Genomic DNA, 20842 nt, shown 5'->3' on the forward strand with positions numbered 1-20842 from the left:
TGTTGTGGCAGGATGAGGTTTTCAGTTACCGGGACGGCCAGGATCATGATCCGCGAAATTCTGAAGATGGGCGACGAGCGACTCCTCAGGGTCGCTCCTCCCGTGCCGCAGGAAATGTTCGGCAGCGATGAGCTCAAGGCGCTTATCGGGGATATGTTCCGGACCATGGAAAGTGTAGGCGGCGTCGGCCTTGCGGCGCCGCAGATCGGCGTCGACCTGCAACTGGTCATCTTCGGTTTCGACCGCAGCGAACGCTACCCGGATGCCGAGGCGGTGCCGCGCACCATTCTGCTCAATCCGGTGATCACTCCGTTGTACCCGGCCGTGGAAGCGGGCTGGGAAGGCTGCCTGTCAGTCCCCGGCTTGCGTGGCATGGTCAACCGCTTCCAGAGTATTCGTTACGAAGGCGTGGATCCGGACGGCCAGTTGATCGACCGACTCGCCCATGGTTTCCACGCTCGGGTCGTGCAGCACGAGTGCGACCATCTGGTCGGCCGACTCTACCCATCACGCATCACCGACTTCAGCACGTTTGGCTTTACCGAGGTCCTGTTTCCCGGCATGGATCCGAACGCCGACGATTGACTGGCAATTGGCGCGCTATTGCGGCTCTCGGCACAAGGCCAGCAGCGCCTTGCTGCGGCTGTAACGCATGAAGCGTTCGCCCAGTGCAGCGGGCAGGCGCTTTGCCTCGGCGAAACCCAGCGCTTGATAGAACGACAGCAAGTCCGGATGGCAGAACAGCCAGACCGGACCCTGTGTTCCCGTTAACGCGGCTTCGATCAGGCGCCCGGCCACGCCCTGGCCGCGCCATTGTGGCGCCACGAACAGACCCGTCAGCCATTGCCCGTCGTTCACCGCTGTAAGGCATAACGCTCCGACCAGCTCCTGCTGTTGTGCAATCCAGACTTGGCCCTTGTTGGCGGCGCGCATCGATGACTGATGCTCACGATAGAACTTGTTCAGCAAAGGGCGGCGTTCTTCGGGCAGTAGGCCAAAATGTAGGTCGGGCATGGCAGCGCAGGTCTTGGGCCGGGAAAGAGCGCGCCATCATACAGCCTCACAAAGTGGCCCGGCAGAGACAACTAACGGGCCATGGACGCTGTCGATAGGATTCAGATATTTCCGCCTCCTTATGCCAACACGAGGTCTTGATGAAACTCATAACAACACTGCTGGGTTCTTCGTTACTGGCGCTGGGGCTCCTCAGCCAGCCGGTCAGCGCGGCTGACACCGCCAAGCCGATCATTTTCGGCGACCTGACCTGGGAAAGCGGCAGCCTGATCACCGAAGTCCTGCGCATCATCGTCGAGAAAGGTTATGGCCATCCCACCGATACCTTGCCCGGCAGTACGGTGAGTCTGGAGACCGCGCTTGCCAAAAACGACATTCAGGTTATCGGCGAAGAGTGGACCGGACGCAGCCCCGTGTGGATCAAGGCGGAAGCCGATGGCAAAGTGTTCGGCCTGGGTGACATCGTCAAAGGCGCGACCGAAGGCTGGTGGGTGCCCGAGTACGTGATCAAGGGCGACGCCGCCAAAGGCATCAAGCCACTGGCGCCCGAGTTGAAATCGGTCGCTGATCTGAGCCGCTACAAAGACGTGTTCAAAGACCCCGAATCTCCCGACAAGGGCCGTTTCCTCAATAGCCCCAGCGGCTGGACGTCGGAAGTCGTCAACACCCAGAAGCTCAAGGCTTACGGGCTGAACGACAGTTTCGTGAATTTCCGTACCGGCTCCGGCGCGGCGCTGGATGCGGAAATCGATTCGGCGATCCGGCGTGGAAAACCGGTACTGTTTTACTACTGGTCACCGACACCCCTGCTGGGTCGCCACAAGCTGATCCGGCTTGAAGAGCCACCCTTCGACGCCGAAGCCTGGAAGACCCTGACCGACACCAGCAACCCCAATCCGCGTGGCACCTCGTCGCTGGCCGCGAACCTGTCGATCGGAGTATCGGCACCGTTCAACGAGCAATATCCGGAATTGGTGACCTTCTTCAAAAAGGTCGATCTGCCTATCGATATGCTCAACCAGACGCTCGGGCAAATGAGCGAGAAGCGCCAGGACCCCAAAGTAGTCGCGCGCGCACTGCTCAAGGAGCATCCGGAAGTCTGGAAAAGCTGGGTTCCGGCTGAGGTGGCGAGCAAGGTCAGCAGCAGTTTGTAAAGCAACCGTTCACTTGCGCTCTCCAGATGGGGTTCGAGTGCCCTCATCTGGAGGTGTATTTATCGTACGAATGCGGGCCAGTGGGCAGCGCGCGTTGCTGATAACGGCAGAAACTGGCCGTAATGCGACCCTGTTTGTGGCAAAGCCCTCATTTGCTGGTAAGTTCTGACGACATTGCTCGACCTCTGGAGGAGCCATGCCTGACAGCAAAACGACACAGCTCGCCGTTCTCAAGACCGGGCTGACGTTTATCGCTTGTCTGATGATGAGCATGCCGGCCTCCGCGCAGGCTGACGAAGTAGATGATACGGCGTTGACGCTGGTACGCGAGCGCCACCTGGGCGACAGTCTTGGCTGGCTGGGTTATCAGGTCGCGTCCAAAACCGTGACGTTCGCCACGCTGGTGGAGACGCTGGGCAAGACCGAGGCGCAGGCGCTCGTGCAGCGCGAACTGCAACGTCTGCAGCCTGACTTCCAGACCCAGTGGGACCGCAACCTGGCGGCGGCTTATGCGCATGCCTTTACGGTGCAGGAGTTGCACTCGCTCAATCAGGGCGGCGGTTCGCCCGAGCTGGCCAACAAATTCAAGGCCAAGAACGGCGAAGTAGGTGCCGACATGAAAGCGCGCTCCGCCGAACTGTTGGGCAACTTCGTTTCCCAGGCATTGGGTAACGCGCAGAAGTCGCTGACCCCCTGACAGCTCAACCATCCATCAGCCATTCAAAGCATCAGTCATTCAAAAGGAAGCACTATGGACCCATTCATGCAGGCCGCCATCGACGAAGCGCAACGCGGGCTGGAGGAGGGCGGGATACCGATCGGCTCCGTCATCGTCCACGACGGCCGGATCATCGGCCGCGGGCATAACCGCCGCGTGCAGGAAGGCAGTGCCATCAAGCACGGCGAAATGGACGCCCTCGAAAACGCAGGTCGCCAGCCGGCCAGCGTGTACCGCGACTCCGTGCTTTACACAACGCTTTCGCCTTGCGCCATGTGCAGTGGAGCGATCCTGCTTTATGGAATCCGCAGAGTTATCGTCGGTGAAAACCAGACGTTCATGGGCGAGGAGGCGTTGTTGCGGTCACGCGGCGTGCAGGTGGAAGTGCTGCAAGACAGCGTGTGCGAACACATGATGCGCAGCTTCATCGCCAGCAAGCCTGAGCTGTGGAATGAAGACATCGGCGAATAGGTGGACGCAGGGCTGCTGCACCCGAACGAATAGAGCCATGCTTTTGAGTGACGTTTTTTCGCTGTTAGCAGTCATCTGCGTGTGTTCTTGCGTGAGAAAGCAAAAAACGGCGGTTTGGTAACGCAAGCGACGTTGCCGCTCGCTAGAATGATGCCTCACTCAATTCAGGTTCGAGACCCGTCCGCATGCGGCAATCAATTACCAACGATGTAGCCACCATCGGACGGATCTCCGCAGTCCCCGCCATTCTGCAGGTCATTGTCGAATCCACCGGGCTGGGCTTCGCGGCGGTCGCGCGGGTGACCGAAACGACCTGGACGGCCTGCGCCGTGCTGGACACCCTGGATTTCGGTCTCAAGCCCGGGGGCGATCTGGAGCTGACCAGCACCATTTGCCACGAAATACGCTCCTCGCACCAGGCAGTGATCATTGATCATGTCGCCGAGGACCCGCGCTTTTGTGACCATCACACGCCCAAGATATACAAATTCCAGAGCTATATTTCGGTACCGGTCATCCTCTCTGACGGTTCGTTCTTTGGCACCATCTGCGCTCTGGACCCCAAGCCTGCGAAGCTCATCGGCACCCAGATCGAGGCGATGATGATGTCGTTTGCCCGATTGCTCGCGCTGCAGATCGAGGCAGAACAGACGATGCTTGAAGTGCAGGCCGATCTGCTCGCCGAGCGTAAGGTCGCGGAACTGCGCGAACAGTTCATCGCCGTGCTCGGCCACGATCTGCGCAATCCGCTGTTCGCCATCAACGCAGGTGCCGAGCTGCTGTTGCGCAAGCCGCTGGACGACAAGGCGCAAAAGATCGTCCAGCACATCCTGACGTCAGGCAAGCGCGCGACACAGCTGGTCGACGACGTATTGGATTTCGCCCGTGGGCGACTCGGCAACGGCATTCCGCTGAATCTGCACGACTGCGACGGCCTGGACGCAACGCTCGAACACGTGGTGTCCGAGGTGCAGCGGGTGCATCCATGGCGCTTGATCAATTCGCACATCGGTGCACTGGTGCGGTTGCGCTGTGATCATGAACGTATTGCCCAGTTGCTTTCGAACCTCGTGATCAATGCCATCAACCATGGCGACCCAAGCGGGCCGGTCGACGTACGCGCCGAGGTCGTGGGCGACCGATTTCTGCTGAGTGTGACCAATCAGGGAAAGCCGATGACCGAGCATGTATTGTCCCGGCTGTTCATGCCTTACTCGCGCCCGGCCACCGACAAGCCCCAGGCCGGGTTGGGGCTGGGGTTGTATATCGCCAGCCAGATCGCCCTGGCCCACGAAGGCCGCATCGACGTGAACTCCACGCTGGAACAGGGCACAACCTTTACCTTCAGCATGCCGGTGTAAGCCAGGTTGCGAGGACCGCTGTGGGAGCGGACTTGTCCGCGAAGACGTCGGGCGTATCGCTGCAGCTGTGGCGTCCGTACCGGCCCTTTCGCGAGCAAGCTCGCTCCCACAGGATTGCGCTGCACATGTAGGGGCGTGCTTGCCCGCGAAGACGTCGGCTCGGTCCCGGCAGAGGCTGCGGCCGTCCAGGAGTGAGACGGCGCCGGCCTCTGGCTGACCATCCTTGTTACAAGTTCTCCCGCCCCTTTGCTTGCTCATCCGCACGACTGCACCGAACCTGATGCTGCAACGGCCATCAAAGGCGTGTGACTTCACCGTTCCTGGGCAGGTGTTTGATGAATAGTTTCGTAAGAAAATTCGCGCTGCTGCTGCTTGCTGCACTGCCGTTCATGAACACGGCGCAGGCGCAAACGTTGCCAGGCAGTACGCCGCGCAGTAGCGCGAGCGACACTTACAGCAGCCCGCTTCATCGCGCCAACCCCAACAGCCGCCAGGGCACTCAGCCTGTCACGCCGCCCGGACGCCCGCCGGTCACGCCACCGACGCTGCGCAAGCCGACGCTGGAAAACGGCGGCATCGGCAACGGTTACCCCACTCGCCAGATGCCCCGGGCTCCCGTTCCGAGCGCGCCGCCTTCGCGCAGCAACTGACTGCCCGCCGCACCCCTTTCGCTCTCTCACTTCCCATGCATAAGGAAACGCCCATGTTGAGAAAAACCCTGATCGCAACACTCTGTGCCTCTGCCGCCCTGAGCGCATCGCTCACGGCTGGCGCAGCGACGGAACGCTACAAAACCGAACTGGGCACGGTCAGTGTCAGCGAGGTCGCCGAAGGCCTGAACCATCCATGGGCGCTGGCGTTCCTGCCGAACAATCAGGGGATTCTGGTAACCGAGCGTTCGGGCGATCTGCGCCTGGTGTCGGCGGATGGAAAACTGTCCGGGCCGATCTCCGGTGTGCCGCAGGTCTGGGCCAAAGGGCAGGGCGGTCTGCTCGATGTGGTGCTGTCCCCGGATTTCGCCAAGGACCGCATGGTTTACCTGACCTATTCCGAAGGCAGCGGTAAAAACCCTGCCGAAGGAGAAACCGCAGGCACCGCAGCGGGGCGCGGTCGTCTGTCCGCCGACATGACGCGGCTGGAAGACTTCACCGTGATCTTCCGTCAGCAGCCTAAGTTGTCGGTGGGCAACCACTTCGGTTCGCGGATGGTCTTCGACCGCGACGGCTATCTGTTCATCGCGCTTGGGGAAAACAACAACCGGCCGACCGCACAGGACCTCGACAAGCTCCAGGGCAAAGTGGTGCGGATCTACCCGGATGGCAACGTTCCCAAAGACAACCCCTTCGTCGGCCAGAAAAATGTGCGGCCAGAGATCTGGTCCTATGGCCATCGCAACCAGCAAGGCGCGGCGCTCAATCCCTGGTCAGGAACCCTGTGGACTAACGAGCATGGGGCGAAAGGCGGTGATGAGGTCAATATCATCGAGCGCGGGCAGAACTATGGCTGGCCACTGGCAACTCACGGCATCAATTATTCCGGTCAGCCAATCCCGGAAGCGAAGGGCAAGTTTGTCGAAGGCACCAAAGTACCGTTTCATGTATGGGACAAGTCACCCGGCATCAGCGGCATGACCTTTTACGATGACGGACGTTTCAAAGCGTGGGATCACAACTTGTTCATTGGCGGGCTGGCCAGCGAAGATATGATTCGTCTGCAGTTCGACGGCGACCGGATCGTTCACGAAGAACGACTGTTGGGCGAGCGGAAACAGCGCATCCGTGATGTACGGCAAGGCCCGGATGGTTTCTTGTATGTTCTGACCGACGACGACAAAGGCCAACTTCTAAAAGTTGGCCTGGATCAGTAAGCCGAGCAATTGTTGCCTGCCGGTCTGGTTACCGGCGGGCAACGGCCAAGGCTCTGGGACGAGGAATCAACGGTCCTCTGCGTCACGCAGGACTTCACCGGTCTTGGCGTCGACGTGGTATTCCCACTCGACATTCTTGGTGTCCTTAAGCTCGATCTGATAGACATAACGACCGGCTTCTTTCTCAAGTTCGGTGTCATTAATCTGGAAGCCGGGGTGTTTGGCCAGCGCTTGCTTGTTGAACTGCTCGAAGTCACCCACGGTGCCGGCTTTTTGCAGACGAACCACTTCGTCAGGGCCAATATCAGCTTGTGCGACGCCAGCGGCGGCGGTCAGGGCGATGGCAGCAAAGAAAGTAGAAGCAAGTTTCATGGTTTATTCCTTCTCACAGGTTTGTTGTAAAGGTATTAACTGGGATATTTCGACAGCTGTTTGGTTCAGCTATCTTGTTGAAGCCAGATTAACCACGCTTACTTAATTCAGGCTTAATGTTCGCAACTTTGCCGGAGCCGGGAGTTTCCCTGGGCTTTGTCGGGCTTGAATCCGGCTTCCCCGGTTGCTCCTGCATCAGCTCTGACGCGGCCTCTGACAAAGGTTGTAAAAACCACTCGGTGAACGTAAAAGGTGGCCCCGTCCGCCCGAACCTGTTCTTCCTGGAGTGCAACCCATGCCCAAGCCACACCGACCCGCTGCGCGCCTTTCCTGGTGCCTGTTGCCGCTGGGCATGGGGGTCGTTACGCCGTTGCTGGCCGCCGATCCGGTGAAACTGGATGCGGTGAACGTCTCGGGCGCGGCCGAACAGAGTTCAACACCCGACTATCAAGCGACACGTGCCTCGGTCGGCGGCTTCAACGACGCGCCGTTGATCGACACGCCGGCCTCGGTTTCGGTGTTCACCGACGCGCTGCTCAAGGACCGCCAGGCCAAGCTGCTCAGCGAAGTGCTGCGCAATGACGCCTCGGTCGGTGACGCCTACGCGCCGGTCGGCTATTACGAAAACTTCGTGGTACGCGGCTTCTCCCTCAATGCCGCCAACAGCTATCGCATCAACGGCCGCACCATTACCGGCGAGCAGAACGTGGCGCTGGAAAACAAACAGCAGGTCGAACTGCTCAAGGGGCTTTCAGGTTTGCAGAGCGGTGTGGCGGCGCCGGGCGGGCTGATTAATTACCAGACCAAGCGCGCCGCAGATGTACGGTCGGTTACGGTGTCGACCAACGAACACGGTGAGCGCTACCTGGCGACCGATGTCGGCGGATGGTTCGGCGCCGAGCAGCAGTTCGGGCTGCGCGTGAACCTGGCCCACGAGGACATTCGTTCTTACGTCGAGCATGCCGACGGGCAGCGTGATTTCGCCTCGCTGGCTTTCGACTGGAACATCAGCGACCGCGCGCTGCTGCGACTGGATGTCGAGTACCAGACCAAAGAGCAGCGCTCGGTCCCTGGCTATCAGTTGCTGGGCGGCACGACGCTGCCGCACGACGCCTCGCCGCGCAAGCTGCTGGGCCGCCAGAGCTGGTCCAATCCGGTCGGTATCGATTCGCTGAACATGAACGGCCGTTTCGAATACCAGTTCACCGACGACTGGAAAGCCAGCCTGAGTGCGTCGCGCAGCCGGGTGGTGATCGACGACTACAGCGCCTTCGCCTGGGGTTGCTATGGGTCGGCCAGCTGCGCGAACGAAGCGGTGCCCAACCATTTCAGCGCCGAAGGCGGCTACGACATCTACGACTTCCGCAGCCCCGACGACACGCGCCGTAACGACGAAGTGGAAGCAGCCATGACCGGGCGCTTCGCTACCGGCTCGCTCGAACACGAGCTGACCTTCGGCACCAGCGCGTTTCGCCGCACTGTGGACAGCCGTGGCACCTTCAACGAGTTCGTCGGCTCGGGCAACATCAACGAGACGCCCGACGCCATCGCGCCGTCCGATTTGCCCTTGCCGCACACCGAACGGCGTCTGGACAGCCGCCAGTACGGGCTGTTCGTCACGGATCGCATCAGTTTCAACGAACACTGGCAGACCGTGCTTGGGGGGCGTCAGGTGCGTCTCGACGAGCGGGCCTATGCCGAGGATGGCAGTGATGCGCGCCATACCCAGCGTTCGTTGTTCTTGCCCAACGTCGCGCTTATCTACAAACCGGTGCAGAACCTGTCGCTTTACACCAGTTACAGCAAAGGACTGTCTCTCGGCGGAACGGCGGCCTGGTTCACCAGCAATGCCAGCGAAATTCTGGCACCGACCGTGTCCCGGCAGCTTGAGGCCGGCGTGAAGTACGACTGGCGACGGATGAGCTTCACCGCCGCGCTGTTCCAGGCGCGTCAGGCGTACCAGTATTCCCGACCTGAAGAGGACGGCACGTTCACCTATGTGCAGCAGGGACAGCAAAAAAACACTGGCCTGGAGCTGGGCGCCAACGGTTGGGTGAGCGAGCGCCTGCAATTGTCCGCCAGCGTTGCGGCGATCAGGTCGCGGGTCGAAGACAGCGGCACCGCTGCCTATGACGATCACCAGGCGCTGAACGTGCCGCGTTATCGGGCCAGCCTCCAGACCGATTACAGCTTGCCGATTCCGGGCCTGGCGTTGCTGGGCGGCGTGCAGTACAGCGCCAGCAAGTATGCGGACCGCGCGGGTTCGGTGCAGGTCAATGATTACGCGCTGTTCAACATCGGAAGCCGCTACAGCACCCGGCTCGGCGACTATGACACTATCCTGCGCCTGACCATCGATAACCTGTTCGACAAGCGCTACTGGCGCGATGCGGGTGAATACATGGGCGACGACTACCTGTTCATGGGCGCCCCGCGTACCGCGCGGTTGTCGGCCTCGGTCAATTTCTGATTCGCTACACTGCGGCCAATTCCACATCCCCTGCATGTTGTGAGCGGGGTTTGTGGAAAACACTCTCGCCAGCAAGACGGATCGCCGCCCGCTGGCTCCCACAAGAACCGCAGCGCTGCACGAACTGTAGGAGCTGGCTTGCCTGCGATCTGCCGGGAACCGGCAGCAAGAGGGTTCATGCAGTATAAACAAGGTCGCCAGGATTACTGCCGCTACGCGCCAGATCGTCGGATTGCCGCCCAGAGCAAGCGGATCGCCGCCCGGTCACTCCCACGCCCTGCGGGCAGAATCAAAAGCGGATTCGCGGGCACCAGGAGTTTCTGCCCAAGGGCGGTTTAGGGGTACCCCCCAAACATAGAATCTCCCACAGAGACAGCACCGCTTTTGTGGGAACCAGCTGTCTTCAACCCACATCCCGACGCTCCGGGAACGCACCCGCCGCCAACCTTTGCTATTCTTCGCGCCCTGCGTCCGCTGCCTGCGGCAACGCGTCTCTTGCCAAGCCAACATCCGGGTTCCTTATGACGGCCATTGCTCGACCACGACCCCAGCCTTTTTCCCGGGCTGACTACAAGACCCTGAGCCTTGCGGCCTTGGGTGGGGCGCTGGAAATCTATGACTTCATCATTTTCGTGTTCTTCGCGCTGACCCTCAGCCAGCTGTTCTTTCCGCCGGAAATGCCCGAGTGGCTGCGCTTGCTGCAAAGTTTCGGGATTTTCGTGACCGGCTATCTGGCGCGGCCGCTGGGCGGCATCCTGATGGCGCACTTCGCCGACCGTCTGGGCCGCAAGCGGGTGTTCAGCCTGAGCATCCTGATGATGGCCCTGCCGTGCCTGTTGATCGGCGTGATGCCGACCTACGCGGACATCGGCTACTGGGCGCCTTTGGTGTTGCTGGCGCTGCGCATTCTGCAAGGTGCCGCAGTCGGCGGCGAGGTGCCCAGCGCCTGGGTTTTCGTCGCCGAACATGCGCCTGCCGGTCATCGCGGCTATGCGCTCGGTGTGCTCCAGGCCGGTCTGACGTTCGGCTATCTGCTGGGAGCTCTGACTGCCACCTGGCTGGCCAGGGTCTTCACTCCGGCTGAAATTCTCGATTACGCCTGGCGTATTCCGTTTCTGCTGGGCGGCGTGTTCGGGGTGGTCGGCGTCTGGCTGCGTCGCTGGTTGAGCGAGACGCCGGTGTTCATGGCGCTGCACGCCCAGCGCGAAAGCATGCAAGGCCTGCCGCTTGGACAGGTGCTGCGTGAGCACCGCCAATCTTTGCTGCCGGCGGCGTTGTTGACCTTTGTGCTGACGTCCGCCGTGGTGGTGCTGGTGGTCATTACTCCAACCGTCATGCAACAGCGCTTTGGCATGTCCGCCAGCCACACCTTTGCGCTGAGCGCCATGGGTATCGTGTTCCTCAATGTGGGCTGCGTGCTGGCCGGGATGCTGGTCGACCGGATCGGCGCATGGCGTGCCGTGATGATTTACAGTCTGTTGCTGCCGGTCGGCATCGCCGTTCTGTACGCCAGCCTTATCCAGCAATGGCTGGCGCCGGGCGTTGCGTACGCTGTCGCCGGTCTGGCATGCGGCATCGTCGGCGTGGTGCCGTCGGTGATGGTGGGGTTGTTCCCGGCGAATATCCGCGTCTCCGGGATCTCCTTTACCTACAACATTGCCTACGCCGCCTGGGCCAGTTTCACGCCGCTGATGCTGATCGCGCTGATGCCGGTCACGCCTTGGGTCTGCGTGGTCTTCTGTGCGGTGATGGGCGTCGTGGGTCTGATGACCGCCATGGTTTTCGGCTTGCGCCGCGGCGTGGTGGTCGATGATCCAGCGCTGGAAGGCGCCGGCTGACGTCCGACAGCTCATGGCGCGTCGAGCGGCTAAGCTTTCTCGACTCACCATGAGACTTGGGCATGAATTCCCGGGCTGAAGAACATCACGACACCGCGCTTTCGCTGACCTGTGAAATCGAAGGCATCTACCTCCAGCAGTCCCGCCGGGTGCTGGCCACGCTGATCCGGCTGCTCGGCAGTTTCGAGCTGGCCGAAGAAGCGATGCAGGAGGCCTTCATTGCCGCGGTCGAACAGTGGCCGCAGGCCGGTCTGCCGGATAACCCGCGAGCCTGGCTGGTCTCAGTCGGGCGCTTCAAGGCCATCGACAGCCTGCGCCGCCGCGCACGGTTCGACGCATCGCTCAGTCTGCTGGCCGAGCGACTGGAAGATCGCATTCAGGCCAGTGAACCGGATTCCGACAGCGTCGAGGACGACCGTCTGAGACTGATCTTCACCTGCTGCCACCCCGCGCTGACTGAAGACGCACAAGTGGCGCTGACCCTGCGCGAAGTGTGCGACCTCACTACCGAAGAGATCGCCCGCGCTTTCCTGATCAAACCTTCGTCGGTTGCCCAGCGCATCGTGCGCGCCAAGACCAAGATCCGCGACGCGCGCATTCCGTACGAGGTGCCGGCATTCGCCGAGCTGGCTCCGCGACTGGAGAGCGTGCTTCGGGTGGTGTATCTGGTCTTCAACGAAGGCTACTTCGCTTCCTCGGGCGAGAAACTGACCCGCCAGGAACTGTCCACCGAAGCGCTGCGCCTGGGTCGTCTGCTGCTGGATCTGCTTCCCGAGCCGGAAGTGGCGGGGCTGCTGGCGTTGATGCTGCTGACCGAGTCGCGGCGTCCGGCGCGGCTGTCCGAGGCTGGCGAGCCGATCCCGCTCGACGTACAGGACCGCGGCCTCTGGCGTCGAGAGCTGATTGATGAAGGTCAGCACCTTGTCGAGTTTGCGCTGCGTTCCGGGCGTTTCGGAGCGTATAGCGTGCAGGCCGCAATCGCGGCAGTGCATGCCGAGGCGCCGACAGCGGCCGAGACAGACTGGGCGGAAATCGTTGGCCTCTACGACATATTGCTGGAGCTGGCCGACACGGCGGTGGTCGAGCTCAACCGCGCGGTGGCCGTCGGCATGTATCGCGGACCCCAGGCCGGCATCGCGCTGATTGACGCGCTGCTGGAGACCGGCGAGTTGAGCGACTATCACCTCATCTGGACGGCCAAAGCCGATCTCTGCCGTCGCGCAGGGCGCATCCACGACGCGCGCGCCGCTTATTCCCTCGCGCTGCAACGCACCGAGCAGGTGGCGGAGCGCCGATATCTGCAACGCTGCCTGAACGAGCTGGGGGCCTTGAGCTGATCGAAAGCCCGTTCGTCGGCCAGAAACATTCCGCTTGCCCCTGCGTCGATTCCGCTCGCGCCAGAACGACTAGTTCATGTCTACGGCAGACCCGCAAGGAGCATACGCATGAAATACCTATGCCTGATCTACAGCAACGAGCAGACCCTGCATTCACATCCCGACAGCCCAAGGGACGATGAATGTTTCGATTACGCCCAGTCGATTGAAAGCAGCGGCCGGATGATGGCAGCCGAGCCGCTGGAGTCGGTGCAGACGGCCACGACCGTGCGCATGCGCAACGGCAAAGTGACGATCACTGACGGGCCGTTCGCTGAAACCAAGGAGCAACTGACCGGCTTCTACCTGATTCAGGCAAGGGACCTGAACGAAGCCTTGCAGGTAGCGGCGCACATTCCCGCAGCCCGTGTTGGCTGCGTCGAGGTTCGCCCGGTCCGCAAGCTCGACCTGCAAGCCCAACGCCATGCGGCCAGCCGCTGACTCTCCCGCGTCAGCTACAACAATCGACCCACTTCAGGAGCCTGACCATGAGCACCCATTTCGAGTACGCCACCACCGCCCAGTCCGATGCCGAGACCCTGATCCGGGACGCCTTGCAGCGATGGTCATTAGCGGTTCGGGACAAGGACCTTTCGGCGATCGCCGACTATTACCACCCCGACGTGGTCGCCTACGACGCCATCGTGCAGTTGCAATTCAAGGGGCTGGAAGCCTATCGCGCGCATTGGGCTTATTGCCTGGGTCTGTGCGAAGGCCCGATGTTGTTCGAGCAACGCGAGCTGGTAGTGCACGCGGCGGGTGAGGTGGCATTTGCCCACTGGCTGAACCACTGCGGCGCGGCGGATGAGAACGGCGAGATGAAAGGCTCATGGATGCGCGGCAGCGCCGGCTACCTGCTGACCGCCGACGGATGGAAAGCGGTTCATGAGCATTTTTCCGCGCCGTTCGACATGCAAAGCGGCAAGGCCCTGTTCGACCTCAAACCCTGAGCCACCCGGCTCGCCACCAGGAGACAAGGCAATGACAGTAAAGGCCATTCCAGAGGGCTATCACAGCCTGACGGTTTATCTGAGCGTCACTGGCGCTTCTGAAGCCATCGAGTTCTACAAGAAAGCCTTCAACGCCATCGAAGAGTTTCGCCTGGACGGCCCCGACGGCAAGGTCGGCCATGCCGAACTCTCGATCGGCGATACCCGGATGATGATCTCCGAACCCTGCGCGGCTGGCGCGCTTGGCGCTCTGGAACCAGGGACAAAGCCTTCCTTCGGCCTGCATCTGTATGTGGAAAAGGTCGATGCCCGGTATCAGCAGGCTATCGACGCCGGCGGTGAGGTGGTGACGCCGGTCAGCGACCAGTTCTACGGCGACCGGATGGGCACGCTCAAGGATCCGTTCGGCAACCTGTGGTTCATCGCCACGCACATCGAAGACCTTACCCACGAACAGATCAGCGCCCGCGCCGGGGAAATGTTCGCCCAACACTAAAACCAGTGCCTGAATTATCCCGCTCGTGGCGAAGGGCGGGAGTCGGCCGCATTTGTAACAACTGATTGTAATTATTGGATTGCAAGTTTATCTTTCGCCCCTCTATACATTCCGTTCAAAACTATTAAGGCGCGATGCTGAAACGTTATTGTGGCAATGAATTATGGATCAATAGAATAATAAGTTAGGAAGGGTCTGTGGGGTATGTAGGAATGTTCTGCAAAGGTAATTTTTTGGCTATAGTTTTGGTTCCAGGTGCCGATGTTTCATCAAGCCTGATCAGGATGTTCAAGAGCGCCATGGGGAGATCCGACAGGATCATGGCCAACTCTGTTAATGCTGATGTTATGGATGACAGGCGTAAGACACGTCCTACACGTTCACCGGTGAGCACAAGTGATGACGAGAGAAAACAATATGTGGGCGACGTTCAGGGAGCAGGAGGTATTGGGGCTGCTGCTACAGGGGTGCACCAACAAGGAAATCGCGCAGCAGCTCTGCATCAGCGGCTATACAGTGAGGGATCACGTGTCTTCACTGCTTCGCAAGAACCACGTCAAGACCCGCGCCGAACTCATGGCGCGTTGTGTATCCCGACTGTTGGCGGGCACTAAGCCGCCACCCCCTACATCTGTCGGATTGCGTACGGAAAACAGTCGGCCATAATGAGTGGCCAGTGCAGCAATAGTGGGCGCTGGAGTAGAAGTTCTTGTTCTTGATGTCGCACTTGATACTAGTGGTAAAAGGTGATTGTTATGCCGGCCTGTGCCGGGATAATTCATCGCTGAGTTGAAAGGCGCAGTGCAACAGCATTGTCGCGGCGGCGGAGAGTTTGTAGCTATACAAACCTCCGCCATTCTAATGTCTGGCCGTTCATGGTTGCGGTGTACAGGGCGATCAAGATCCTGGCCGATTTATTTGCGTAAACCTGAACAATAAAAAGGAGCAACTTATGACTGCTTGTTTGAGTCGCGAGGATATTCAATCCGATCAGTCATTGTGGCAGGAACCACACCCGGCCGATTTCAGCGTAATGGCGGATTTCAATCGGCTGGCGATACGGCAGACTGCCCTCTCGATGGAGCAGCTGTGCGAAATGCAGTCGCGCTGGATGGGACCGACAGGTGTATTTTCCAGGCTCGCCCGACAAGTCCGCGAGCAGGGGCGACAGGCTCCGGCGTTGGGAGATCTTGCCGGGCTTGAGGACACGCGCCGTCAGGTAATGGCCGAAAAGTCCTTGCAGTACGCGCTCGGCGTGCATTGGCGTCGGGAGTCGGTGAACAACCCGTTCACCGGTATGCGGCGCGAGTACCTGTGCTGCGTAGTGTTCGACGATCTGGCGCCCTACACCCTGGTCGAGCGTTATGCCGCGAGCGCTGCATTGCGTCAGCATGACGGCGACTACTTCAGCAAGCTCATCGCCACGACGCGCAATTCGCTTGAAAGGCGGATTGTCTTTCATGGTCTGCTCGAACATTACGACAGCCTGCTGCCAGTGGAGCAGAGCGTTTACCCAATCAACTATCGCGCGGCGCAGCAAGCCCATCTCGACGGCGAAGAAGCTGCCTACGGCAAGCTGGCGCTGGACCGTCCCGTGCGCGAACTGCTTGAGCGCCACACGCCCAAATGGGTGTTGACCAACTACGGCCTCAAAAGCGACGCGCAGCGAGAGACGGAGGACGTCTGATCGTCTGCGGGGTCAGGCTGGGGCAAGTTGTGTAGAAGCCGTCTGAGCGCTGATCACCTGATTACGGCCGTTCTGCTTGGCGACATAAAGCGCTTTGTCCGCTTCGTGAAGCCACATATCGGCGTCGGTAAAATGCGACATACGCGTGGCAAGGCCGATGCTCAGGCTGAGCTTGAGGCCGGGATGCTCGTGATGTTCAAGCTCGTCCACCGCCACGCGCAGGCGTTCCAGAATCTGCTCGGCCTGGGCATGCCCGGTGTCGGGAAAGATGACGCCGAACTCATCACCCCCGTAGCGCCCGGCCAGGTCGGTAGGGCGCAGATTGGCGGTGAGGATCCTGCTGATGTCCCGCAGAACCCTGTCGCCCACCATGTGGCCGTAGGTGTCGTTGATGGATTTGAAGTGATCGATATCGATCAGGGCAATGGTGCTTGAGCAGCGCATGTTCTGGCTGATGATGAATGTCATCGCCAGTTGGTCTTTCCAGGCACCGTGATTGGTCAGTCCGGTCAGGCTGTCGGTGCGGCTCATGGTGCTGAGGATATTGCGGTGCTCCCGCAACTTGAGCGTGACCTGATGGCTCATCCAGCCAATGAAGATCGGGTAGAGGACCAGCACCGGAATACAGGCGTAAATCTGCGCGGGGCTGTTGTCGAAGTTGATTCTGGGCGCGAGCACCAGCCACGCCGACGCGATGCCGAACGCTTGCGCGATGAAACCCTGAAACATCAGACGCGGACCGCCGGCAGCGATGTTGTGCATTGCCATCATCGCGACGACGGTAATGCTTGGCATCGCACTGAAACCCATCGCGGTCATCCAGACCCCGCCGGCCAGAGAATCGATCAGCAGGTTGCGCCATTCGGCGTGGTTAGGGTGTTTCGCGCGGCTGGCCAATTGATAGGCGACGTGAGGCCATAGCAACGCATTGAAAATTGCCAGTGGCCACAACCAGCCAGCAGCCTTGACCTCATACAACGAGACGGCAACCGTGAAAAAGCCAAGACTCACTCCAACGGTGCGTGGTGCATAGATCCGCTTGGCAAACGACCGGCCTTTGCCGAGTGATGAGTTCATAGCGATTACCGGATTGGAGGCTTCAACCGGTCAGACATCCTCCAGCTTGACCGAAAGGCGTGATTTTTACCCGCCAGTCATGACAATGGGAAGAGCATTTTGCCATTAATCGCTGATCGCTCTACGCCGGGCCTTCTCAAGCGTTATCTGCTGCTCGCAAAAACGGGCAGTCCCTGACTGGGAAACTGCCCGTTTCATTGGTTGCCGGCTCACCGACAGGTCAAATCAGGCCTGCACTTTGCGACCTTGCACCATCGTCAGCCACGCTACCGCGATCGAGAGCACCGCGACGGCGGCGGCGACATAACCGACGGCGCCCAGGCCCAGTTGTTCGATGGTGACACCACCGATGATCGAGCCCAGCCCGATACCCGCATTGGCCGCCGACACGTTGAGCGTGCCCGCCAGTGCCTGAGCGTGGGGCGCGGCTTTCATCACGCGGATCTGGCAGATCGGGAACAAGGCGGTGTGCGCGATGCCCCAGACCGTCAGCACCACGATCAGCAGCGGCAGCGAGCCGGCCGCCGGCACGCTTGCGGTCATGCCCAGCGCCAGCATCAGCGCGAAGACAATCGTCGAGCCCAGCGGGCTGCGGTCGACATAGCGTCCGCCCAGACCGTTACCGATCAGGCCGACTGCGCCGAAGCCCATCAGCCACCAGCCGACGTGAGCAGACTCGACGCCAGCGATGCGCTCCAGTGTGTCGGCCAGATAGGTGTAAGCGGCGAACATGGCGGTGAACAGCAGGATCGACAGCAGCAGGTTGGCGAGGAAATGCGGGTCGCGGAGAATTCGCGCCTGCTGCGCCAGACCGACTTTCTCGGTGGGTTTGAGGTGCGGCATGGAAATCGCCAGCAACAGCGCCATGACCCCGCATAGAGCGGTCAGCGCCCAGAATGCGCCACGCCAGCCGACCGCGTCGGCAAACACCGTGCCCAGCGGAATGCCGAACAGCATGGCCGCCGAAATACCCAGGTAAACCTGCGCCACCGCCTTGCCCGCCTGCTTGGGACCGGCCAGCAGGCTGGCGGTCTCGCTCGCGGTGCCCCAGAACACCGGCAATGCCAGCGCGGGAATGAAGCGCGCCAGCGCCAGCACCCAGATATTGCTCGACACGGCTGCCAGAGCGTTGGACGCCGCGAAGATCAGCAGGATGATGATGAACGTGCGCTTGCGGTCCAGGTGCGACAGCATCGCCGTCAGCGGTGGCCCGAACAGCATCACGGTAAAAGCGAAAAGCGTGACCAGCAGACCGGCGCTGGAGATCGAAATGCCGAGATCCCGGGCCATGGCCGGCAGCAGGCCGATGATCAGGAATTCGGTGGTCACGATCACGAAACCGGCAAACGCCAGGATCGCAATCGCCAGGCCCGCGCCTGTCGAGCGTTCGCCAAGAGCGGCGGTTGAAGCGGAAGTTTCCAGAGACGACATGACACCAAACTCATAAAAAAACAGGTCGCCACTTTATTGCAGAAATCCGTTCTTATCCTTGGCGATTTTTCCGGGCATTATGGAATTAATTTCACCAGTGAGAATGTCGATGCTGTCTTCCGAGCGCCTCAAGGGCATCGCTACCTTTGTGGCGGTAGCCAATGCTGGCAGCTTTACCGCCGCGGCCGAACGTCTGAACCTCACCAATTCAGCGGTCAGCAAAAGCGTGGCGCGCCTTGAAGGTCGGCTGGGCATGCGTTTGTTCGAGCGCACCACGCGCAGCCTCGCGCTGACCGAGGAGGGCAAGGCGTACCACGCGGTGTGCACGCGCATCCTCGGTGACCTGGAAGACGCCGAAACCGCTCTCGCGGCGCAACGTTCCGAACCTGCCGGCCAATTGCGCGTCGACTTGCCGGCTACGTTCGGGCGCCTGCATGTGTTGCCGTTGATTTTGAAGTTCGCCGAACAGCATCCGAAGCTGCGCCCGCGCGTGACCTTCACAGACCGCTTTGTCGATATTCTTGAAGAAGGCATTGACCTGGCGGTGCGCATCGGCGGCGCGCAGGTCTGGCCCGCTGGCCTTGCCCATCGCTACCTGGGCACCGAGCGCGTGGTGTTTTGTGCGTCGCCCGCTTACCTGGCGCGCCACGGCACGCCACAGAGTTTCGAAGACCTCGCCGATCACGCCTGCATTTTGTACGGCAGAGGCGACGGCAGCATCAGCCCCTGGCTGTTCGTCGACCAGAACGGCGAGCCGGAAACCCGCATGGTCGAGCCACGTCTGGTAATCGGTAATGGTGAAGGGCAGATCGCTGCAGTCACCGGCGGAGGCGGCATCGCCCAGTTGGCGACCTGGCTGATCAAGGATCAGTTGGCGAGCGGCGCGCTGGTGCAGATCCTGCCGCAGCTGACGACGCAAGGGCTGGCGCTGCATCTGGCCTGGCCCCGCAGCCGCGAGGCGTTGCCCAAGGTGCATAAACTGGTCGAGCTGTTGTCCGGGGCTCTGCGCGTGGAGTGATCCGAACCGTCACTGCCCGATGACAGTCTTGACCATCGCGGCATGTTCTTTCGGATTGGCTGCGCGCGAGACCACGTTCAGGATCGCCGAGCGCTTGCCCGAGGCGGCGACGATGGTAGTGCTCAGCACCTTGGCACCGCTCATGGTCACCGACGTGTCGAGCTGGCCGACGCCAAGGCCGTTCTTCTTGATGATCTTCTTCTCGCTCAGCTTCTTGAAGTCGTTGTAGCTGCCGCTCTGATGCGCCTGCTGGCCGACCAGCAGACCGTCCAGCACTTCCGCGTCGTTGTCCTCGGCCTCGATGCCCATCGGAATGGGCATCTCAGTAATGATCAACACGCGCTTGTCCGCCTGATGGGTATAGAGGGAGCCGGTCACGCCTTGTGCAATGGCCTTGGCGTCGATTTCCGGCATTTCGCCTTTCACGTAACCGGCAGGCAGATTGAACACCAGCTTGCCGCCGAGCAGAGAGACCTTTTCAACGACCGCTGCCTGTTTTGTCGGCTGCGGTTTGGTCTGAGCCTGAGCCTCCAGGCCTATCACGCCGCCAGACAGCGCAATGCAGGCCACGATGGCTGTGAGATTGAATCTGAACATCAGGTTTCCTCTGTTAGTGCTTCACGCATCTGTGGAATCAAGCTCGCTCGCAATAGCGCCACAATCCACACATCTTCATTGCCTGATCAAACGCTATCGCCAGCAAGCTGGCTCCCACACGCACAGCGCCGCGCACGCTTTTGTAGGAGCCAGCTTGCTGGCGAGGGAGCCGTTTCTGCAGGAGCCCGCTTGCTCACCATGAGACCGCTTTTGTAGGAGCCAGCTTGCTGGCGAGGGGCGAGTGCAGGCCCGTCCGGCCTGGAAACCGTCTTCGCAAACAAGCGCGACACCATCAACGAATTAACAGCTTTCATCTGGGCCCGGCCGCCACACGAATGATCGGCCGAATTCCCCGACATTTCGGGTACTCGGCACAGCCCCAAAAGTCGCCCGGATTACGCCCAGTGCGTGCGGTCTTGATCACCATGGGTTTACGGCAGTGCGGGCACTTCGGCACGGCCGGTTCAACTGGCGGTGGCGGCGCGGCGACCTTGGGCTTGCGGGCGGCGGCCTTGCGTTTGCGCACCGGCGCTTCGACCGGCTTGCTCGGCTCCGTCGGAGGCGGCAGAGCCACAGGCTCGCGTTGCCGCAGCATCGCCTTTATAGCGCCGCGCAAGGTGCGGGCCCAGCGGGTCAGGGCTTGCGTGAGTGAACGGGTGTTGCGAACCATGAGCGGACCTTTTACGACAAGTGCGCCATGGTGCAGAGGTCGACGGGCCAAAGTAAAGACGATTGCAGCTGCACGTCAGCGGGTGAGCACGACTAGGTAGCACGCGGGCGCATCTTTCTTCCCCTCGGCAGCCTCAGAACCGAGCTGCTTCTGGCTGCCGGTCATGACTGTTGGTCGGGCCGCGTTCAAGGCATGACCTTCGGCGTCGATACAGCAGACACCCGCAGCTTGTGTTGTGTGTTGGCCATGCTGTGCTACACCTTCAAGGCGACCCG

General features: G+C 60.8%; 22 protein-coding genes. 16 read left to right on the forward strand and 6 right to left on the reverse strand.

The window, feature by feature from the left end:
- The first annotated feature begins 45 nt into the window (after positions 1-45).
- On the forward strand, positions 46-585 hold the full coding sequence (gene def / locus J3P77_RS05780) for a peptide deformylase (protein ID WP_434680248.1): 540 nt from the start codon (positions 46-48) through the stop codon (positions 583-585).
- Positions 586-600: 15 nt separating this feature from the next.
- On the opposite strand, the gene J3P77_RS05785 is transcribed toward def, so the two are convergent.
- Positions 601-1014, reverse strand: a complete 414-nt coding sequence (locus J3P77_RS05785) for a GNAT family N-acetyltransferase (RefSeq protein ID WP_434680249.1) — start codon at positions 1012-1014, stop codon at positions 601-603.
- A gap of 140 nt (positions 1015-1154) precedes the next feature.
- Here J3P77_RS05785 and J3P77_RS05790 point away from each other — a divergent pair, with 140 nt between their 5' ends.
- The 6 genes from J3P77_RS05790 (at position 1155) to J3P77_RS05815 (ending at position 6585) form a co-directional block, all read left to right on the forward strand.
- The gene (locus J3P77_RS05790) at positions 1155-2168 is read left to right on the forward strand and encodes an ABC transporter substrate-binding protein (RefSeq protein WP_434680250.1); all 1014 of its coding nucleotides are present in this window, start codon (positions 1155-1157) and stop codon (positions 2166-2168) included.
- A gap of 196 nt (positions 2169-2364) precedes the next feature.
- Entirely contained in the window at positions 2365-2865 is a 501-nt protein-coding gene (locus J3P77_RS05795; protein ID WP_434680252.1) for a hypothetical protein, read from the forward strand.
- 54 nt (positions 2866-2919) lie between these two features.
- Positions 2920-3357 carry a nucleoside deaminase gene (locus J3P77_RS05800; RefSeq protein ID WP_434680254.1) on the forward strand — a complete coding sequence of 146 codons (438 nt, stop codon included), beginning with the start codon at positions 2920-2922 and terminating at the stop codon, positions 3355-3357.
- 185 nt (positions 3358-3542) lie between these two features.
- Positions 3543-4718: a GAF domain-containing sensor histidine kinase gene (locus J3P77_RS05805; protein ID WP_434680255.1), complete on the forward strand. Its 1176-nt coding sequence runs from the start codon at positions 3543-3545 to the stop codon at positions 4716-4718.
- Between the two features lie 335 nt (positions 4719-5053).
- Positions 5054-5368, forward strand: a complete 315-nt coding sequence (locus tag J3P77_RS05810; RefSeq protein ID WP_434680257.1) for a hypothetical protein — start codon at positions 5054-5056, stop codon at positions 5366-5368.
- Between the two features lie 53 nt (positions 5369-5421).
- Positions 5422-6585 (forward strand): PQQ-dependent sugar dehydrogenase, encoded by a 1164-nt coding sequence (locus J3P77_RS05815; protein WP_434680258.1) that lies wholly within the window; start codon positions 5422-5424, stop codon positions 6583-6585.
- A 66-nt stretch (positions 6586-6651) separates the two neighbouring features.
- Here the strand turns inward: J3P77_RS05815 and J3P77_RS05820 are convergent, their stop codons facing one another.
- Positions 6652-6957, reverse strand: coding sequence for a PepSY domain-containing protein (locus J3P77_RS05820; RefSeq protein WP_434680259.1), 306 nt, complete (start codon positions 6955-6957; stop codon positions 6652-6654).
- Positions 6958-7252: 295 nt separating this feature from the next.
- Here J3P77_RS05820 and J3P77_RS05825 point away from each other — a divergent pair, with 295 nt between their 5' ends.
- The 8 genes from J3P77_RS05825 to J3P77_RS05860 all read left to right on the forward strand — a co-directional run bounded on the left by J3P77_RS05825 (position 7253) and on the right by J3P77_RS05860 (position 15774).
- A complete protein-coding gene (locus tag J3P77_RS05825) occupies positions 7253-9427 on the forward strand; it encodes a TonB-dependent siderophore receptor (protein WP_434680260.1) in 2175 nt (724 codons plus the stop codon).
- A gap of 521 nt (positions 9428-9948) precedes the next feature.
- Positions 9949-11265 carry an MFS transporter gene (locus J3P77_RS05830; RefSeq protein ID WP_434680261.1) on the forward strand — a complete coding sequence of 439 codons (1317 nt, stop codon included), beginning with the start codon at positions 9949-9951 and terminating at the stop codon, positions 11263-11265.
- Between the two features lie 62 nt (positions 11266-11327).
- Complete coding sequence (locus J3P77_RS05835) at positions 11328-12602, forward strand: RNA polymerase sigma factor (protein WP_434680262.1); 1275 nt, start codon at positions 11328-11330, stop codon at positions 12600-12602.
- 108 nt (positions 12603-12710) lie between these two features.
- Complete coding sequence (locus J3P77_RS05840) at positions 12711-13082, forward strand: YciI family protein (RefSeq protein WP_434680264.1); 372 nt, start codon at positions 12711-12713, stop codon at positions 13080-13082.
- Between the two features lie 47 nt (positions 13083-13129).
- Complete coding sequence (locus J3P77_RS05845) at positions 13130-13591, forward strand: YybH family protein (protein ID WP_434680266.1); 462 nt, start codon at positions 13130-13132, stop codon at positions 13589-13591.
- Positions 13592-13622: 31 nt separating this feature from the next.
- A complete protein-coding gene (locus J3P77_RS05850; RefSeq protein ID WP_434680268.1) occupies positions 13623-14087 on the forward strand; it encodes a VOC family protein in 465 nt (154 codons plus the stop codon).
- A 417-nt stretch (positions 14088-14504) separates the two neighbouring features.
- Complete coding sequence (locus tag J3P77_RS05855) at positions 14505-14753, forward strand: helix-turn-helix domain-containing protein (protein ID WP_434681904.1); 249 nt, start codon at positions 14505-14507, stop codon at positions 14751-14753.
- A 286-nt stretch (positions 14754-15039) separates the two neighbouring features.
- On the forward strand, positions 15040-15774 hold the full coding sequence (locus tag J3P77_RS05860; RefSeq protein ID WP_434680269.1) for a hypothetical protein: 735 nt from the start codon (positions 15040-15042) through the stop codon (positions 15772-15774).
- Positions 15775-15786: 12 nt separating this feature from the next.
- On the opposite strand, the gene J3P77_RS05865 is transcribed toward J3P77_RS05860, so the two are convergent.
- Both J3P77_RS05865 and J3P77_RS05870 read right to left on the reverse strand, forming a co-directional pair.
- Entirely contained in the window at positions 15787-16851 is a 1065-nt protein-coding gene (locus tag J3P77_RS05865) for a diguanylate cyclase (RefSeq protein WP_434680271.1), read from the reverse strand.
- A gap of 225 nt (positions 16852-17076) precedes the next feature.
- Positions 17077-18282, reverse strand: a complete 1206-nt coding sequence (locus J3P77_RS05870) for an MFS transporter (RefSeq protein ID WP_434680273.1) — start codon at positions 18280-18282, stop codon at positions 17077-17079.
- 109 nt (positions 18283-18391) lie between these two features.
- Between J3P77_RS05870 and J3P77_RS05875 the strand changes: the two genes are divergently transcribed.
- Positions 18392-19300, forward strand: coding sequence for a LysR substrate-binding domain-containing protein (locus tag J3P77_RS05875; protein WP_434680275.1), 909 nt, complete (start codon positions 18392-18394; stop codon positions 19298-19300).
- Positions 19301-19309: 9 nt separating this feature from the next.
- Here J3P77_RS05875 and J3P77_RS05880 read toward each other — a convergent pair whose 3' ends face one another.
- On the reverse strand, positions 19310-19897 hold the full coding sequence (locus J3P77_RS05880) for a polyribonucleotide nucleotidyltransferase (RefSeq protein ID WP_434680277.1): 588 nt from the start codon (positions 19895-19897) through the stop codon (positions 19310-19312).
- 310 nt (positions 19898-20207) lie between these two features.
- Positions 20208-20567 (reverse strand): topoisomerase DNA-binding C4 zinc finger domain-containing protein, encoded by a 360-nt coding sequence (locus J3P77_RS05885; protein WP_434680280.1) that lies wholly within the window; start codon positions 20565-20567, stop codon positions 20208-20210.
- Between the last annotated feature and the right edge of the window lie 275 nt (positions 20568-20842).

This window comes from Pseudomonas sp. R1-18 (assembly GCF_051132095.1).
Taxonomy (GTDB): Bacteria; Pseudomonadota; Gammaproteobacteria; order Pseudomonadales; family Pseudomonadaceae; genus Aquipseudomonas.

What these genes read in the sequence shown, in the direction of transcription:
- def (WP_434680248.1), top strand. Translation starts at nt 46, where the DNA reads ATGATCCGCGAAATTCTGAAGATGGGCGACGAGCGACTCCTCAGGGTC.
- J3P77_RS05785 (WP_434680249.1), bottom strand. Translation starts at nt 1,014, where the DNA reads ATGCCCGACCTACATTTTGGCCTACTGCCCGAAGAACGCCGCCCTTTG.
- J3P77_RS05790 (WP_434680250.1), top strand. Translation starts at nt 1,155, where the DNA reads ATGAAACTCATAACAACACTGCTGGGTTCTTCGTTACTGGCGCTGGGG.
- J3P77_RS05795 (WP_434680252.1), top strand. Translation starts at nt 2,365, where the DNA reads ATGCCTGACAGCAAAACGACACAGCTCGCCGTTCTCAAGACCGGGCTG.
- J3P77_RS05800 (WP_434680254.1), top strand. Translation starts at nt 2,920, where the DNA reads ATGGACCCATTCATGCAGGCCGCCATCGACGAAGCGCAACGCGGGCTG.
- J3P77_RS05805 (WP_434680255.1), top strand. Translation starts at nt 3,543, where the DNA reads ATGCGGCAATCAATTACCAACGATGTAGCCACCATCGGACGGATCTCC.
- J3P77_RS05810 (WP_434680257.1), top strand. Translation starts at nt 5,054, where the DNA reads ATGAATAGTTTCGTAAGAAAATTCGCGCTGCTGCTGCTTGCTGCACTG.
- J3P77_RS05815 (WP_434680258.1), top strand. Translation starts at nt 5,422, where the DNA reads ATGTTGAGAAAAACCCTGATCGCAACACTCTGTGCCTCTGCCGCCCTG.
- J3P77_RS05820 (WP_434680259.1), bottom strand. Translation starts at nt 6,957, where the DNA reads ATGAAACTTGCTTCTACTTTCTTTGCTGCCATCGCCCTGACCGCCGCC.
- J3P77_RS05825 (WP_434680260.1), top strand. Translation starts at nt 7,253, where the DNA reads ATGCCCAAGCCACACCGACCCGCTGCGCGCCTTTCCTGGTGCCTGTTG.
- J3P77_RS05830 (WP_434680261.1), top strand. Translation starts at nt 9,949, where the DNA reads ATGACGGCCATTGCTCGACCACGACCCCAGCCTTTTTCCCGGGCTGAC.
- J3P77_RS05835 (WP_434680262.1), top strand. Translation starts at nt 11,328, where the DNA reads ATGAATTCCCGGGCTGAAGAACATCACGACACCGCGCTTTCGCTGACC.
- J3P77_RS05840 (WP_434680264.1), top strand. Translation starts at nt 12,711, where the DNA reads ATGAAATACCTATGCCTGATCTACAGCAACGAGCAGACCCTGCATTCA.
- J3P77_RS05845 (WP_434680266.1), top strand. Translation starts at nt 13,130, where the DNA reads ATGAGCACCCATTTCGAGTACGCCACCACCGCCCAGTCCGATGCCGAG.
- J3P77_RS05850 (WP_434680268.1), top strand. Translation starts at nt 13,623, where the DNA reads ATGACAGTAAAGGCCATTCCAGAGGGCTATCACAGCCTGACGGTTTAT.
- J3P77_RS05855 (WP_434681904.1), top strand. Translation starts at nt 14,505, where the DNA reads ATGTGGGCGACGTTCAGGGAGCAGGAGGTATTGGGGCTGCTGCTACAG.
- J3P77_RS05860 (WP_434680269.1), top strand. Translation starts at nt 15,040, where the DNA reads ATGACTGCTTGTTTGAGTCGCGAGGATATTCAATCCGATCAGTCATTG.
- J3P77_RS05865 (WP_434680271.1), bottom strand. Translation starts at nt 16,851, where the DNA reads ATGAACTCATCACTCGGCAAAGGCCGGTCGTTTGCCAAGCGGATCTAT.
- J3P77_RS05870 (WP_434680273.1), bottom strand. Translation starts at nt 18,282, where the DNA reads ATGTCGTCTCTGGAAACTTCCGCTTCAACCGCCGCTCTTGGCGAACGC.
- J3P77_RS05875 (WP_434680275.1), top strand. Translation starts at nt 18,392, where the DNA reads ATGCTGTCTTCCGAGCGCCTCAAGGGCATCGCTACCTTTGTGGCGGTA.
- J3P77_RS05880 (WP_434680277.1), bottom strand. Translation starts at nt 19,897, where the DNA reads ATGTTCAGATTCAATCTCACAGCCATCGTGGCCTGCATTGCGCTGTCT.
- J3P77_RS05885 (WP_434680280.1), bottom strand. Translation starts at nt 20,567, where the DNA reads ATGGTTCGCAACACCCGTTCACTCACGCAAGCCCTGACCCGCTGGGCC.